Annotated in this window: 14 protein-coding genes; 6 read left to right on the top strand and 8 right to left on the bottom strand. The window is 72.4% G+C overall.

Translation table 11 applies throughout. From position 1 onward, the window contains the following. Nucleotides 1-5: 5 nt before the first annotated feature. Nucleotides 6-2087 carry a DUF1800 domain-containing protein gene (locus OG598_RS01390; RefSeq protein WP_328652697.1) on the bottom strand — a complete coding sequence of 694 codons (2082 nt, stop codon included), beginning with the start codon at nt 2085-2087 and terminating at the stop codon, nt 6-8. A 431-nt stretch (nt 2088-2518) separates the two neighbouring features. On the opposite strand from OG598_RS01390, the gene OG598_RS01385 reads away from it, so the two are divergent. Then, nucleotides 2519-2776 (top strand): DUF3040 domain-containing protein, encoded by a 258-nt coding sequence (locus OG598_RS01385; RefSeq protein WP_091409372.1) that lies wholly within the window; start codon nt 2519-2521, stop codon nt 2774-2776. A gap of 46 nt (nt 2777-2822) precedes the next feature. On the opposite strand, the gene OG598_RS01380 is transcribed toward OG598_RS01385, so the two are convergent. Beyond that, nucleotides 2823-3752: an SWIM zinc finger family protein gene (locus OG598_RS01380; RefSeq protein WP_328652696.1), complete on the bottom strand. Its 930-nt coding sequence runs from the start codon at nt 3750-3752 to the stop codon at nt 2823-2825. Continuing rightward, entirely contained in the window at nt 3749-7105 is a 3357-nt protein-coding gene (locus OG598_RS01375) for an SNF2-related protein (protein ID WP_328652695.1), read from the bottom strand. The genes OG598_RS01380 and OG598_RS01375 overlap by 4 nt, the downstream gene beginning before the upstream one ends. A 191-nt stretch (nt 7106-7296) precedes the next feature. Here OG598_RS01375 and OG598_RS01370 point away from each other — a divergent pair, with 191 nt between their 5' ends. Further along, nucleotides 7297-8169, top strand: a complete 873-nt coding sequence (locus tag OG598_RS01370) for a carbohydrate kinase family protein (RefSeq protein ID WP_328652694.1) — start codon at nt 7297-7299, stop codon at nt 8167-8169. Nucleotides 8170-8197: 28 nt separating this feature from the next. Here OG598_RS01370 and OG598_RS01365 read toward each other — a convergent pair whose 3' ends face one another. Then, nucleotides 8198-8716 (bottom strand): DinB family protein, encoded by a 519-nt coding sequence (locus OG598_RS01365; protein ID WP_328652693.1) that lies wholly within the window; start codon nt 8714-8716, stop codon nt 8198-8200. Between the two features lie 82 nt (nt 8717-8798). Here OG598_RS01365 and OG598_RS01360 point away from each other — a divergent pair, with 82 nt between their 5' ends. Further along, complete coding sequence (locus tag OG598_RS01360; RefSeq protein ID WP_030488784.1) at nt 8799-9005, top strand: hypothetical protein; 207 nt, start codon at nt 8799-8801, stop codon at nt 9003-9005. 8 nt (nt 9006-9013) lie between these two features. Here the strand turns inward: OG598_RS01360 and OG598_RS01355 are convergent, their stop codons facing one another. Then, complete coding sequence (locus OG598_RS01355; RefSeq protein WP_328652692.1) at nt 9014-10156, bottom strand: polysaccharide pyruvyl transferase family protein; 1143 nt, start codon at nt 10154-10156, stop codon at nt 9014-9016. A 92-nt stretch (nt 10157-10248) separates the two neighbouring features. After that, complete coding sequence (locus OG598_RS01350; protein ID WP_328652691.1) at nt 10249-10728, bottom strand: GNAT family N-acetyltransferase; 480 nt, start codon at nt 10726-10728, stop codon at nt 10249-10251. A 120-nt stretch (nt 10729-10848) separates the two neighbouring features. On the opposite strand from OG598_RS01350, the gene OG598_RS01345 reads away from it, so the two are divergent. Then, nucleotides 10849-12267, top strand: coding sequence for a glycosyltransferase (locus tag OG598_RS01345; RefSeq protein ID WP_328652690.1), 1419 nt, complete (start codon nt 10849-10851; stop codon nt 12265-12267). Next, nucleotides 12204-12437 (top strand): hypothetical protein, encoded by a 234-nt coding sequence (locus OG598_RS01340; RefSeq protein WP_328652689.1) that lies wholly within the window; start codon nt 12204-12206, stop codon nt 12435-12437. Before OG598_RS01345 ends, OG598_RS01340 begins: the two co-directional genes overlap by 64 nt. Before the next feature lie 6 nt (nt 12438-12443). Here the strand turns inward: OG598_RS01340 and OG598_RS01335 are convergent, their stop codons facing one another. Beyond that, entirely contained in the window at nt 12444-13073 is a 630-nt protein-coding gene (locus tag OG598_RS01335) for an HAD-IA family hydrolase (RefSeq protein WP_328652688.1), read from the bottom strand. A 237-nt stretch (nt 13074-13310) separates the two neighbouring features. Between OG598_RS01335 and OG598_RS01330 the strand changes: the two genes are divergently transcribed. Continuing rightward, nucleotides 13311-14054 carry an SDR family NAD(P)-dependent oxidoreductase gene (locus tag OG598_RS01330; RefSeq protein ID WP_328652687.1) on the top strand — a complete coding sequence of 248 codons (744 nt, stop codon included), beginning with the start codon at nt 13311-13313 and terminating at the stop codon, nt 14052-14054. An 874-nt stretch (nt 14055-14928) separates the two neighbouring features. Here the strand turns inward: OG598_RS01330 and OG598_RS01325 are convergent. Then, complete coding sequence (locus OG598_RS01325) at nt 14929-15273, bottom strand: hypothetical protein (RefSeq protein ID WP_328652686.1); 345 nt, start codon at nt 15271-15273, stop codon at nt 14929-14931. Nucleotides 15274-15302: the final 29 nt, after the last annotated feature.

The raw sequence follows: 15302 nt of genomic DNA, 5'->3' as shown, positions 1-15302 counted from the left end.
GTGCCTCACCGGAGGTGGTGCTGGGGGGAAGCGAGGATCGCCCGCGCGACGGCGGTGATGGCCCCGTTGAACGTGGCGTCGACCTTGGTGGTCGCCGCCACACCGGCCACGCCGAGGATGAGGTTCTTCTCCCGCGTGCTCAACTTCTGGCCCACCAGCCGCAGGGAGAGCGCATCCACGTACGCCCCGGCCGTCGCCGGTGGCTTGGCGACCAGCTTCTCCGGCGCCGTGTACGTGAAGGTGGTGCGGTAGCCGGCGAGGATCTCGCCCGCCTCGTTCCAGCCGTTGACCATCGTGCCGGCCGAGGTCCACGCGACGTAGACGTCCGGGTAGCCGTCCGGGGTCGGGTGACCCATCGGGGACTGGCCCAGCTCGCGCATCTTGTCGTGGATCTGGCGCAGCCCTCGGGCGTACGCGGTGCGCTTGTTGTCGCCGTTGTTGTGCTTCGGCGACGCCTCGGGCGAGACGCCCAGGGTGCGGTACGTGGCGACCAGGTACTCCATCGGCCGGCGCACCTTCTGGCCCACACCGGCCCAGAACTCCGAGGAGCAGAACAGCGTCATCAGGACCGGCTTGATCATGCCCTTGTTCGTGGTGTACGTCTTGGCCAGCCGGTCCACCAGGGACTTCGGCGGGGTGTCCGAGACGAACCGGGTGGCCAGGCTCTGCGCCACGTACTTCGCCGTCGACGGGTGCGTCGCGATGTAGGTGATGTACGCGTCGATCGCCGCTTCGGCCTTCTTCGGGTCGGCCGAGCTGTTCGGGTGGGTGAAGCCGAGGATCTTCACCTTGCCGACGTAGTGCTGCTCAGGGCGGAAGACGTACTTGCCCTTGTCGTCGACACCGCGGCCGGTCTGCAACATGGCGGCCTGCCGGACGTCGGGCTCCTTGTAGCCGCCGTCGACACCGACCGAGTAGAGCTCGAGGTTCTCCCGGGCGAGGTTCTCGTTGATCGCGTCCTTGCGGGAGTCCTTCTGGTTCAGGTAGATCAGCAGCGCCGGGTGCTTGTTCGCGGCAACCAGCATCTCGGGGTAGCTGCCCAGCGCGTGCTTGCGCACGACGTCCTGGTCGAACGAGTTGCGGTACACCTCGCCGCCGTCGAAGTCCGCTGCGACGTGCAGGAAGTCGTTCCAGAAGTCGACCATCACCTCGAACAGCTGGCGCTTGGACCAGATCTGCCGGGCGATGGTCGCGTCGACCATCTCCCGCTCCGGCTGGGCGTCCTGCTCGTTGAGCTTGTCCCGCTGGTCACGCAACTGCTGCACGGAGAGCTTCTGGGTCGGCAGCTCGGCGAGCTTCAGCTCGCCCTTGCTCGGCTCCAACTTCCCCGGGTCCAGCTGGGCGCGGATCCAGGCGTCCATGCCCTCGCGCTTGATGTCGGCGATCACCGCGGGCGTCGCGCCGAAGGTAGCGCGCCGGGCCAGGTGCAGGATCGGGTCCTTGGCCAGGACCGTCTTCACCGTCACAGTGGTCGCCGCCGCGGCCGCTGCCGGACCGGAGAAGGTCCGCCCACCGGCCGGCGCGTTCTTCTTCAGCGCCTCACCGGCCCGCGAGCCCATGTAGCTTTCGTTCTGCTCGGTGTAGGTACGCACGGTGCTGGGCTGCTGGCCGCTGGGCCGCGCCGCGGTGCCGTCGGTCACCGTGCTGCCGGTCGCGTCGCCGGCCACCGCGTCGTCGCCGAAGAGGCCACGGATCTGCGGGGTCATGGCGAGCGCCGCGCCACCGGCGACGACGGCGGCGGTGCCGCCGAGGGCCACCATCGCCTTACGTCGACCGACCTTGCGACCCGGCTCGTTGTCATCGTCGAGGGTGGGCAGTCCGGTGCCGGCCGGTCGTGCCGGGGCCGGACGGCCGAGGCCCTCCGGGCCGACCCACTGCGGACCGCGCGGGGCGGGCGCGGGCTGCCCGGCGTACTGCTCACGCGGGTCGGCCTGCGCGGCGTAGCCGCCCTGGTAGGGGTGGGGCGAGTCGTAGCCGTAGGGCGCCGGCGTGTGGGGGTCGCCGTAGCCGTCAGCGCTGGGGTGCTGATGTCCGTCCCAACCGCGGTCGTCCCGCGGTCGACGTGGTGGCACATTCTGGTCGGCCATGTACCAATCCCGATTTCTGATGAGCGCCGAAAGCTGCTACCGGGCAGGTGCGGCAGGTGCGGCGACTGTTGCCTGAGGGGGTTGCTACGGCAAGGTAACCAAGGCCCCAGGGCCCTTCAAGGTGGCCGGAACCCACTCGTGAGGGCACTTAAGACAGCGCTCAGCGCAACCTCGGCGGTGGGCGCTGGGATGGATCTGCCCGCAGACCTTCCCAGCAGGGCGTACGCGCGGCAGCCGAGCACGGATCGGACCACGCCGCCGTACGCGACAGTTTCGGCGCCGTTCACCACCAAAGGCAAACTTAAGGTTCAGGTAAGCCGGACATGAAGCGCGCTCGCGTGGAGGAAAAGTAGCAGCAGCGGGTGAGCGTGAGCCGCCACCGCAGCGGGTATGCCGCCGAACCGCTGAACGCGTGAGGGGAAGGCAGCGCCATGCTCAGCAAAGAGGATCAGCGCAGATTCGACCAGATCACCCGTCAGCTCCGGGAAAGTGACCCGGCCTTCTTCAACCGGCTGGACCATCGGGCCCGAGCCCGCAGGGGCCGCTACCTGATGTTGTTGACCATCGTGCTGTGGGCGTCGCTGCCGGCGATAGCCGTGTTCGCCGGTCGACTCACCGGCGCGATCTGCGCGGTGGTGCTGGTGGCCAATGCCGCGATCATGTGGCGGTTCCGCCGCCGCTGGACGTGACTACTCGACCGCTCGACGGGACGGCTCAACAGGTGGACGTGACAGCTCACCTGTCGGCCGGACCGAACGCCCGGTACGCGCGGCGCAACCGTTCGAGCAGTCCCGGCCCACCAATGGCCGGGGCCGGCGCTCCGAGCTGGCGCAACAGCAGGTCGGTGCCGGTGACCAGTCGGGGCGGCCGATCCGGCAGCGGCACCGGCGCCGACCAGAACCGGTCCGCCGTATCCGCCAGCGGCGTCGCCGACAGCCCGGCGAGCGCGCGGGCGGCACCGACCGGCGCCACGACGTCCACTGTCGACACCGCACCGTCCGGTCCGGACGGTGGGTCGACCGGTGGGGGCGGTGGTGTGGCACCGGTGGTCGCGGCCCGCCGGGCGCGGAGTTCGTCGAGCAACTCCGCGCGGGACCGGCCGCGCCAGTGCAGCAGCTCGAACGGGTCCGCGTCGAACGCCTCGGCCAGCAGGTAGAACGTCGCCGCGAGGTGCTTGCACGGCACCGCGAAGTCGGGGCAGTTGCAGCGCTGGGTCAACTCGTCGACGGCGGCCGGGAAGAGCGGCGCGCCGGCGGCGGCGAACAGCTCCTCCAACTCGTCGGGGAGGTCCCCGGCGAGCAGCCGGGCACTGAAGAACGCCTGCCCGGCCAGCTCGTCCTCGATTCGGGACCACAGCGCCGCCGGGAACGGCTTCAGCGCGATCGACACCTGGTACGGCTGCGGCCGGGAGCCCTGCACCACCGCGTCGACCCGCCCGGGTGTGACGTCGAGCGTGAGCACCTGGCCGGCGCGCGCGTACGACCGGCCCCGGGTCAGCCGGGTGCCGAGCGCGAACGACTCCAGCACCTCCAGGAAACGCCGCGACCACCAGGACCGGCCGATCGCGCCCCGGGCGCTGCGCGCCCGCAGACCCCCGTCGACCCGACGCGGACGCCCGTAGTCGGCGAACCGGTCGGTGCTCGCGCCAACGCTTCGCTCGCTCACTCCACCACCGCGCCGGCTTCCAGGGCGAACAGGTCCCGCAACTGGCCGGTGGACAACTCGGTGATCCACTGCTCGCCGGTGCCGACCACCCGTTGGGCGAGGCTGCGCTTGTCGGCGATCATCGCGGCCACCTTCTCCTCGACAGTGCCGGCACACACGAACTTGCGCACCTGCACCCGTCGGCGCTGCCCGATCCGGAACGCCCTGTCGGTGGCCTGGTCCTCGACCGCCGGGTTCCACCACCGGTCCACATGCACCACATGGTTCGCGGCGGTCAGGGTCAGCCCGGTGCCGCCGGCCTTGAGGGAGAGGACGAACAGCGGCGGACCCTCCGCCGACTGGAAACGCTGCACCAGGGCGTCCCGCTCGGCCTTGCCGAGGCCACCGTGCAGGAACAGCACCTCCCGGCCGAACCGCGCCGACAGGTGACCCCGCAACATCGCACCGAACTCGGCGTACTGGGTGAAGAGCAGAGCCCGCTCCCCCGCCGCCAGCACCTCCTCCAGGATCTCGGTGAGCCGAGCCAGCTTGCCGGAGCGGCCCTCCAGCGGTGAGCCGTCGCGCAGCAGTTGCGCGGGGTGGTTGCAGACCTGCTTGAGGCGGGTCATGGTGGCCAGCACCAGGCCGCGTCGTTCGATGCCGTCGCTGGTCTCGATCCGGGCGAGCATGTCGTCGACCACCACCCGGTACAGCGCGGCCTGCTCCGCGGTGAGGTTGCAGAGCACCTCCATCTCCAACTTCTCCGGCAGGTCGGAGATGATCGACGAATCGGTCTTGAGCCGGCGCAACACGAACGGGCCGGTGATCCGGCGGAGCCGCTCGGCGGCCTCGGCGTCGCCGTGCCGCTCGATCGGCTCCGCGAACCGTTTGCGGAACGTCGCGGCCGGCCCGAGCAGACCCGGGTTGGCGAACTGCATGATCGACCAGAGGTCGGCGAGGCGGTTCTCCACCGGCGTACCGGTCACCGCCACCCGCTGCCGGGCGGGCAGCGCGCGCACCGCCTCGGCCTGCCGGGTCGACGCGTTCTTGATCGCCTGCGCCTCGTCCACCACCACCCGGTGCCAGTCGATGCCGGCAAGGTCGGCGGCGTCGCGTGCGGCCACCGAGTAGGTGGTGAGAACCAGGTCCGCGCCGTGCGCGGCCGCTGTGAACTCCGCCCCCCGCGCCCGCTCGGCACCGTGGTGTACGTGCACCCGCAGCTCCGGGGTGAACCGGGCCGCCTCCCGCTGCCAGTTGCCGACCAGCGACATCGGACAGACCAGCAGGGTCGGCCCGGCCTCCGGTGAATCCCCGGCGAGCAACGCGAGCAGTTGCACGGTCTTGCCCAGCCCCATGTCGTCGGCGAGCACACCGCCCAGACCGAGTGAGCGCAGAAAGGCCAGCCAGGCCAGCCCCCGCTGCTGGTACGGCCGCAGCGTCCCCCGGAAGCCCGGTGGCGGGTCCAGCGGGGTGAGTCGCCGCTCGACCGCGCCGGCGAGCAGGTCGCCCAGCGCCCCGTCGGCGGTCACCTCCAGCACCGGCAGCTCACCGGTGGCCTCGCCGTCGGCCAGCCCGAGGCGGAGCAGATCGGCGACGGTCAGCTCGCCCGCTGAGCGGAGCAGGCGCAGTCCGGCTGCGAGCCGCCCCGGGTCCAGCTCCACCCACCGGCCGCGGAGCCGGACCAGCGGGGTCTTCGTCTCGGCCAGCGCCGCCAACTCCTCGGCGGAGAGCGGGTGATCACCGAGCGCGATCTCCCAGCGGTAGTCGACCAGGGCGTCCAGACCGACACCGGCGTCGGCACCACCGACAGTGCCCGGCGCGGTGCGGCTGCGCGCTCGCAACCGGGCGCCCAGTCGCGCCGACGGACGCTGCCACCAGGACGGCAGCAGCACCCCGAAACCGGCCGCGTGCAGCACCGGGGCGCCCGCACTGAGGAACCGGTGCGCCCCCTCGACGTCGAGTTCCATCGCCTCCGGCGCGGCGGTACGCAGCGCGGCGTCCAGGTCCGGCCAGAGCCGACTGGCCCGGCCCAGCTCGGCGAGGAGCGTCTCCTGCGGGCTGGTCGTCCGGCCGACCAGGCCGCCGAGGGTCTGCGGCGCCCGCCAGATGTCCCCGGCGTCGACGTGCAGGCCGGGCTCGTCCGCGGCCTGCAACCCGAACTCCAACCGCCAGCGCCCGGCACCGATCGACCCGACCGACACCGGCGCGCTGTCGGCGGGCACCGGCGCGGGCGCACCGTCGGCGGACACCGGTACCGGCGTACTGCCGGCAGGCACCGGCGCGGTGCCGGCGGGGACCGCTCGGGTGGCCAGGATCGGTTCGGTGACCTCGTCGGGGGCTGGTTCCACAAGGCGGAAACTCGCCCGCACCGGGCCACCGGCGGCGTCGCGCTGCCAGGCGTCCAGTTCGGCGGAGAGGGTGTCCAGCCCGGCCGGGTCGATGGTGAAGTCCCGCTGCGGGCCGGCGAGCGCGGCCAGCCAGGCCGGTGCCGGACCACCCGGGCGCAGCCCCCGGGCCAGCGTGGTGGTCGCCAGCGCAGCCCTCGCGGCGGCGTCGGTCAACGCGTCCAGCGCATCCGCGACCAGAGCGGCAGCGGTCAACTCAGGCCCGCCCGAACCAACGCTCGCCGCAGCGGAGGTGACGGCGCTCCCGGTGGGCCCCTGAGCGGCGACGGGGGACGGCAGCGCGGCGGTGGCGGGCGGCTGGACGGCGGCTCGGGCGGCCGGTGGCAGGGCCAGCGCCAGCGAGCGCGCCCACGCGGCGTCGGTGCCGGTCAGCAGCGGACGCCAGACCGCCTGCGCGGGCACCTGCCCGGCGCCGCCCGAAGCCGTCGTCGCGCCAGCGCCGGGCGTCTGGTCGGCCGTCGTCGCTCCAGCGCCGGGCATCTGGTCGGCCGTCGTCGTGCGCACGCCGGGGAGGACGCGGCCGCGGGCCACCAGGTCGGCGGCGAAGTCGGCCAGCTCGGCGAGGTGCCGCACTGTGGCCCCGGCCACCGCCGGGATGTCGTCCAGGGCTCGCAGCAGCGACAGGGCGTCGTCCGGGGCGTACACCACTGTGGGGACCCGCCACCCGGCCAGTGTGAGCCGGCCGCGGGCCGCAGGTGCGACGGTGGTCCGGATCAGCTCGGGTGAGTCGGTCGGCGCACCCGCCAGGGTGGGCAGGGTGAGCAGCGCGGTGTCCGGCCGGCTCGGCTCGGCGGCGTCGGCGAGGACGGCGGCCAGATTGGTGTGCCCGGCGGCGAAGGGGTGCGGGCGCTCCCGGGCCGGCCGGCCCGAACGCGCAGCGGGAATCGGTGCGGCGCTGTCCTCGGCCCAGACGGCGAGGCCGCCGGTCGAGCTGCCGCCGGGCAACCACAGCCCGTGGATGACCAGCACCTGCTCCCCCTAGTCGCCGCCCGCCCCCAGAATAGGCGGCCCGCCCGACCAGGCGTCCGCACCCACCGGCCCACCTGCGCGATCGTGCAGTTCGTGTCGGCGTTCTGCGAACGGTGCACCTTTTGTCGCCACAGAAAGTGCAAGATCGCGGGCGCTGGAGGTGGGAGCGGCAACGGACTAGCGTCGGCGTTGTGGTCGATCTCCTTGTTCTCGGCGGGCTCGGCGTGGACGTACGGGTTCGGGTGCCCGCTCTGCCTCTCCCGGCTGCCGATTCCCACACCGTCGAGCCGATCGAGCTGCGGATCGGCAACACCGGTGCCGGGGTGGCGTTGGCCGCCCGGGCGCTCGGCCTGCGGGTACTGGTGGTCGACACCCTCGGTGCGGATCCGGCCGGTGAGCTGGTCCGGGCGGCGTTGACCCGGGCCGAGGTGCCGGCGTTGTTCGCCGAGCACCGGGGCGGCACCCGCCGGTCGGTGAACCTGGTGGACCCGGGCGGGCGGCGCACGTCGCTGTACGACCCGCGCCCATGGCAGGGCGGTCCACCGTTTGTCGCCAGCGAATTGGCAGCACTGGTCCGCGACGCCCGGCACGTCCACCTCTCGATCATGGATTGGACGGTGCCGTTGCTGCCCGCCGTTCGGGCTGCCGTTCCGACGGGCGTGGCGCTCTCCACCGACCTGCACGACTGGGACGGCCAGAACACCTACCACCGGCCGTTCGCCGAGGTCGCCGACCTGGTTCTGCTGAGCGGGGTGCGGTTGGGCGACCGGGCCGCGTCGATCGCCGGCACGCTGGCGCCCCGGACTGTGGTGGTGACCCGCGGCGCGGACGGCGCCGAGCTGTACCCGGGCGACGGCACTGCGGTGCCCGTGCCACCCGCCGCCCCGGGAAAGCCGGTGGTGGACAGTAACGGGGCGGGCGACGCCTTCGCGGCCGGCCTGATCGCCGCCCGGCTGCGCGGCGAGCCACTGGCGCGTGCCGCCCGGTACGCGGCGCGGGTTGCCGCTGCGGCCTGTACGCATGACGGGATGGAGTACCCGCCGGGCCTGTTGCCCACCGGTTGACGGCCGACGGGGTGCGGCCGACCGGGGCTCAGAGCGCGCCGGCCTCGCCGTCGGTCAGCTCGCGCAGGATGTCGGCGTGGCCCGCGTGCCGAGCCGTCTCCTCGATCATGTGCGCCAGAATCCAGCGCAGCGACACCTCACCGAGCTGCGGGTGCGGCACCACGTGGTCGAGGTCGATGCTCGCGGCGACCGCCCGGGAGCGGGCACAGGCCCGCTCGTACGCCTCCGTGAGCCCGACGATGCTGTCCTGGTCGCCCAGCGTGAAGCTGGCGACCGCGTCCTCCTCGGAGGTGAGGTAGACGTCGCCGGGCTCGGGGGCCAACAGGGTCGGGAACCAGTTCCGCTCGACCACTGTCAGGTGCTTGACCAGCCCGGCGAGCGTGGTCGCCGACGGCACCAGCCGGCGTCGGGCGTCGGCGTCGGAGAGACCGCGCAGTTTGCGCAGCAGCACGGCCCGGTGGAAGTCGAGGAACGAGGTCAGGACGGCGCGTTCGTCGCCGGTGCGGGCGAGCACCGGACCGAGCGTGGGATCGATCGTCTGCTCCATCCGCCGACCCTAGCCACGGGCCGGGCGCCCCGCTGCCCCGCTATCCGCTGCGGGCGGGCGCTGGGCCGGGCAGGATGGGCGCATGGCTTCCTCCGTGCAGATCCTTCTCGTCGGCGGCACGGCGGACGGGCAGACCATCACCGTCGAACTGGACAGCAACGGTCGTCCGCCGCTGACCCACCATCACCTCGGCTCGGGTGGGCTGGCCGACGCGCAGATCTACGAGTTGGAGACCGCCCGCGAGGAGGCCCGCGAGTGGCGCTACCGGTGGACCGGCCCGGCGGTGTGACCGCCCGCTCAGACGCGGGTGAGGGCCTGGCTTCGCAGGCTCTCCAACACGCCGCGCGTGACCTCCGAGGTGCCCCGCGCCTGATCGCACACCTCCGCCACCCGTCGTGCGGTGGCCTCGGCGCGTTGCTCCCGCTCGTCCCAGAGCCGGTCGACCTCGGCCAGCAGCGGGCCCTCGACCTCCCGTTCCACGCCGCGTAGCGCCGGCACGCCGAGTCGTTGGGCCAGGTCGAAGACCTTGCCGGCGTACGGCAGGGGCAGGAACGGCGTACCGACCATCGCCGCGAAGATCAGGAAGTGCAGGCGCATGCCGACGGCCAGGTCGAAGTGGCGCATCAGCCCCAGCACCTGCTGCGGAGAGTAGGTGCCGTGCAGGATGCGACCTCGTTCGGCGGCGACCATGTGCGACAGCACCCCGTGGGAGTGCCGGATGTCGTCGCGCTCCATCGGCACGAACAGCACGTACGCGTCGATCCGGTGCACCAGGAAGTCACCGATCTGGGCCAGCAGCCGGTGGTAGCCGTCCACGTCGAGGCGTTCGGCGGCCCGGCCCGGCTCCCGCACGCTGATCCCGACGAGGCGCTTGCCGACCGGCACACCCTCCTCGGCCAGCAGGTGGGCCGGAAACTCCTCCGGTTTCAGGAGGAACGCCGGGTCCGCGGTGACCGTGATCGGGTTGAGCAGGCCGGCCTCCTCCAGCACCATCCGGGACTCCTGGTCCCGGACGGTCACCTGGGTCGCGCTGGCGAGCGTCTCCCGGACCATGCCGGTGTCCACCGAGTCGCTGAGCGGCCCGACCCCCACCGCGTACGTGATCAGCGGCAGGCCGCGTTCCTGGGCCACCCGGACCACCCGCAGGTAACGGCGGGCCTCCCGGTCGTACAGGATGCCGCCGCCGCCCAGGATGAGCAGGTCGAGCTGGGCCAGAACCAGGGCAGAGTCGGTACGGCTCACGCCCTCCCAGGGCACCGCTTCGACATCCGGGTGTGCAGCCCGGGTGTGCTCCGGGTTCCGAGAGAAGACGATGATCCGGGCGTTCGGTTCCTGCATACGCAGATCGGTGAGCAGGCCGGTGAGGATCGCCTCGTCCCCGAGGTTTCGCCCGCCGTACGAGCCGAGCACACCGATGGTCAGTCCGGCGCCATGCGTCATCCGTCGCTCCTCCCCAGGTGCGGTCCGCGCCGGTTTCCCGCTGGGCAGGTGAACAGTCCTGCCGAGGGGACCCGTCCCAGGCCGCCGCCGGCTCAGCCCGCCGGGGTGAGGCGCTTTGCCATCTGCTGCGAGGTGACCTCGAAGCCCAGACTGCGGTAGAGGCCGATCGCCACGGTGTTCGTACCGAAGACGTTCAGACCCAGCTCGGCCACGCCGAGCTGGGCGAGTTCGGCCTCGATGAGCTGGATCATCCGCCGCGCGTACCCGTGTCCCCGGTGCCCCTCGTGCACCTCGATGTTGTGGATCCAGGCCTGGTCCGGGGCGGCGGCCGTCGGCAGTGTCACCCAGATCCAGCCGACCTCGGTGTCGCCGACCCGGCCCACCCGCAGCAGGGCCCCCTCGGTGGCCGCGCCCGCCGGCAGCGACTCCCGGATCTGGGTGACCGACCGATCGAGGGCCGCCTCCGGGGTCATCCCCCGGTGCGCCACCAGGTCGTCGGCGTACCCCTGCTCCAGTGATTCGAGCAGGCGGGCCAATTCCTGTGCCGTCATCGGCGTCAGCGTCAACTCCACCGCGTCTCCCTCGTCGTCGCGAGCGGGTAGTGCAGCAGAACCGGCCCGGCCACGCCAACTGTTTCTCCGCCCGGGGCGGACGGGACGGCCGGGGGTGCGCGGGCGGGCGACGATGGCAACGTGCGGATCGCCCATGTCAGCGACAGCCACCTCACCAACCCGGAGGGGGTGGCCACCTCGGTCGGCACCACTGTGGCGCTGCTGCGCGCCGCCGGGCACCGGGTCGTGTTGCACTGCCCCGGCCCACTGTTCCGGTGTCGCCGCCGACCGGGCGAGGTGCCCTCGCTGTCGGTGCCGACCCGGCCGTACCGGTTGGCGCTGCCCCGGCCACCCAGCGCACCGGTCGACGTGGTGCACGTGCACACCACCGGCCCGCTCGGCGTCGCCGGCCTGCGCTGGGCCGCCACCCGGGGCGTACCGACCGTGCTGACCTGGCACACCGACCTCGTGGCGTACGCCGCGCACTATCCGGAGATCCCGATCGGGGCCGCGTACGCCGGCATGCGGCTGGGCCTGCGCTGGCGGGTGGGCGACCTGTGGGCGCTCGCCCACCCCGGACCGGGTCGACAGGCCCGACTGGCGGCGCTCGGGCGAACCCTGCTGGCCCACACCACTGTCCTGATCGCCCCTTCGGCGAAGACCGCGGAGATGATGGCGACGATGGCGGGGCGTACGCCGGTCGTGGTCCTGCCGACCCCGGCCGCCGCGCCGCTCGCCGACGCCGACGACCGGCGGCGGCTGCGGGCCCGGCTCGGCATCCCGGCGGACGCGCCGGTGCTGCTCGCTGTGGGACGGGCCACGCCGGAGAAGAACCCCGAGCTGCTGCTGGCCGCGTTCGCCCAGGTCCGCAGCGAGTTGCCGGCCGCCCGGCTGGTGCTGCTCGGGGCCCGACGGCACCGGCTCGCGGTTCGCCGGATGGCCCGCCGGTACGGCGTGGCGGGCGCGCTGCACCTGCTCCGTCCGGTGCCACGCCACCGCGTCGGCGCCCACTACCGGGCGGCGGACGTGCTCGCGTTCACCTCCACCACCGACACGCAGGGCCTGGTGCTCGCCGAGGCCGAGGCGTACGGACTGCCGGTGGCCATGGTGGACACTCTGCTCGCCGAGCGGCCGGGCACCGGCACCACCCGACCGGTCGCCGAGCCCAGCCCGGCGGCGTTCGGGGCGTTGCTGATCCGGCTGCTGACCGAGCCTGAGTTGCGCGGGACCGTGATCCGGGACGGCCGGGCGGCCGCGACGGACTGGTCCGCGGAGCGCTACCTGGCCGAACTGGTCAAGCTGTATGCGTCGCTGCCGCCCGTCAGCCCAGCGGGAGGCACTGCCATTCCCGGGGCGCGGCGAGGTGACGCGGGGGCCGGGTCGCAGCGACCAGTCGACCCGGCGCCAGCCGGGCACGGCTGCTCGTCACCGTCTACCTCGTCGGCACCGCGGTGGTCTTCGTCCTCGTACTGGCCAACCCGTGGAGCGGCTACGCCATGGTGGCGACCCCCGAGGCTCGGGGGCTGGTCTCCGACGCCGGCAACCTGCTGCTGTGGCTGACGGTGATCCTGGTCCGGGGCGCCTTCGGCGAGGGCCGCTACCTCTACCCGTTCCTCGACGTACCCCGACTCGGGTATCCCACCGTCGCCCTCAACGCCCTGCTCTTCGGCGTCACAGTGCTGCTGATCGCCCTGACCGCGGTTCGCCTCACCCGACGGCGCATTGGTTGACAGTGGTCAGGGTGCCGACGGCGTCGACTCCAGTTGGTGCGCCAGTTGGGCCAGGTCGTGCAGACGCAGGTCGCCGTCGAGGCCCTTCAGCGCGGCGGTCATCGCCTCGGCCGCCCGACCGGCCCGCAGGCCGACCTCGGCGTCCTCGACGACCAGGCACCGCGCCACGGGTACGCCCAGCAGCGCCGCGCCCCGCAGGTAGCCCTCCGGGTCCGGCTTGCCGACGCTGACGTCCTCCACTGTGACGAGCACCGGCGCCTTGATGCCGGCGGCACCGAGCCGGGCCTCGGCGAGCCGCGTGTCGGCGCTGGTCACCACCGCCCAGGGCAACCCCAGCCGGGCCAGCGTGTTCAGTAGTTCGTGCGCCCCGGGGGTGGCCGTCACGTCGGACAGGTCGTCGTACTGTAACGCGAGCTGTCGTGCCGCGGCGGCGGCGACCGCGGCCTCGTCGAGCGCGGGCAGCAGCCGGCGGATGGTCCGGTCGGCAGGGCTGCCGTGCGCGATCGCCAACGCCGACGCCGGGTCGACGGCGTACTCGGCGGCCCACCGCTCCCAGGCCCGCTCCACGGCGGCGTCGGAGTCGACAAGGGTGCCATCCATGTCGAACAGCACCGCGCCAATGCCTGCCAATTCCACGACCACGCTCCCCGAATCGCTCGCCCCACCCTCCCCCACCTCGCAAGATCCGTGCAACTTCGGTGATCCTGCTGTCTCGTCGCCTGGTGAGGCAGCAGGATCCGTGACGTTGCGCGGATCATGGCGCCCGCGGGGTCCGCAGGCCGTCGAGCGATCGCGGGTATCGGACCTTGCGGTCGGAACGAGACGTCCGATGGCCGCCAGACGGGAGGGCTGCGCGGCCAGATGATCGTTTGCATGACGACGACACTCAACGACAAGGTCGCCTTGGTGACCGGCGGTTCCCGGGGCATCGGAGCCGGCATCGCGCTGCGCCTGGCACAGGACGGGGCCGACGTGGCGCTGACCTACCGGCAGGACGCCGCGCGGGCCGCGACAGTGGTGAAGCAGATCGAGGCGCTGGGCCGCAGAGCGCTGGCGATCCAGGCGGACGGCGCCGACCCGGCCGCCGTGCGAGGCGCGGTCGACCGGGCAGCCGCCGAACTGGGTCGGCTGGACATCCTGGTGAACAACGCCGCGGTGTTCCTGGTCGGCGCCCTGGACGAGCTCGGCTCGGCAGAGATGGAGCAGACCATCGCGGTCAACATCCGGGCACCGTACGTCGCCGCGCGGGCGGCCCTGCGGCACCTGGGCGACGGCGGACGGATCATCAGCATCGGCAGCAACGTCGGTGAACGGGCGGTCTTTCCCGGGCTGACGCTCTACGCGATGAGCAAGACCGCCCTGGTCGGGCTGACCCGGGGCCTGGCCCGTGAACTGGGCCCACGGGCCATCACCGTCAACCTGGTCAACCCCGGGCCGACGGACACCGACGCCAACCCGGCGGACGGACCGAACGCGGCGGCGATCAGCGGATTCACCGCCGTCGGCCGGTACGCGCGCCCCGCCGACATCGCGGCCACCGTCGCGCACCTGGCCAGCCCCGAGGCCGGCTACGTGACCGGTGCGGTGGTGAACGTGGACGGCGGCTTCACCAGCTGACTGTCGGCGTACAGCGGCACCGGGGTACCGGGCGGGGCGTGACCGCGACCCTTCTGGGTGCCAGACGTGATCACCACCATGCGGTACGCGTCGTCCGGGCCGACCATCCGTTCCGTACCGGCCTCCCTCTTCAACTCGCCGTGTCGAGGACGCCACGCGGCACGAATGGGGGATGATATGCGCCAAATGTCCCGCCACGGTTACGTCACCGCTGGACTGCGCGTTGGGTAGTGCGGCGGCCACGTGCTCGGAGCTGATGCGTGCCGCCCAAAGCCGTGGAGTGCCAGGAGCGGGGATACCAGACGTGACCGTGTCAGTGATGGTGGGCGTGTTCGTCCAAGCGGTGGCAGTGGCGTGGGTCCACGCCACTATCCGGGGTGAGTGGCTGCGACGGCCGGGCGCCCTGATGCTGCTGGCCGCTGTCGTCTTCCACGGGGTCACAGAGGTGATGCAAGCGGTGTGGCCTGGCCGCAACTTCTTCCGCACCTACGTCGACCAACGGCTGATCGACGACTGGATGTTGCTCGTCTCCGCCGCCGTCGCCTGCTACGCGCTCGCGTACGGGCTGTTCGTGGTCCGGTCGCGGCGCGTCAAACCGGCCGCCCATGCCCACCATGAGGTCGGTTTGGCGCGGTTGCGCCTGCCGTGGCTGCTGCTGCTGGCGATGCCGCTGCTCGTGGCCACCAGCCAGGGAAAGGGTGCGCTGCAACCCCTCGCACCGGGGGCCACTGAGGGAGACGTCCCCGAACGCGGTGGCGTCCTCGTGGACCTGGCCGGCGAGTTCCTGGTGCCAGTGGTCGCGATCATTGGCGCGGTGTTTGTGGTCAGGTGGGGCATGCGGTGGCTTGTGCCGGTTTTGGCGGTACAGGGGGCTCTACTCGCGTTGGCGGGCACCCGCTCGATGATCGTTTTCGCTGCTGTTCTCACGCTGGTCGGCGCGGCCGTGCATGGCCTGCGACCATCCCGGCGGCAGGTGGCATTGGTCTTGGTGGTCGTCGCCGCCTTCACGGCGTTGATCTCGTCCACCCGCGCGGTCGCCGGCCGAGAAGTGTTCAACGCAGGACAGGGCGGCGGTGAGCGGGCGGAGGCCCTCATCGACGGCGCGGCGAGAATCCACACCGAGGAAAGCCGCGAAGCGATCCTCAACGATGTTGTCTACCGGTTCGACGGCAACACCTTCGGTGCCTTGGTCTTCGACGGACTGCGCGGCGCCGGGCAACCCGTCGGGCTGGAAACCGTCGGGAACAA

The sequence above is a fragment of the Micromonospora sp. NBC_00330 genome, from assembly GCF_036136635.1.
GTDB lineage: Bacteria > Actinomycetota > Actinomycetes > Mycobacteriales > Micromonosporaceae > Micromonospora > Micromonospora salmantinae.
The sequence above is the reverse complement of the archived record's forward strand: the minus strand, read 5'-3'. Positions and strand labels throughout refer to the sequence as shown.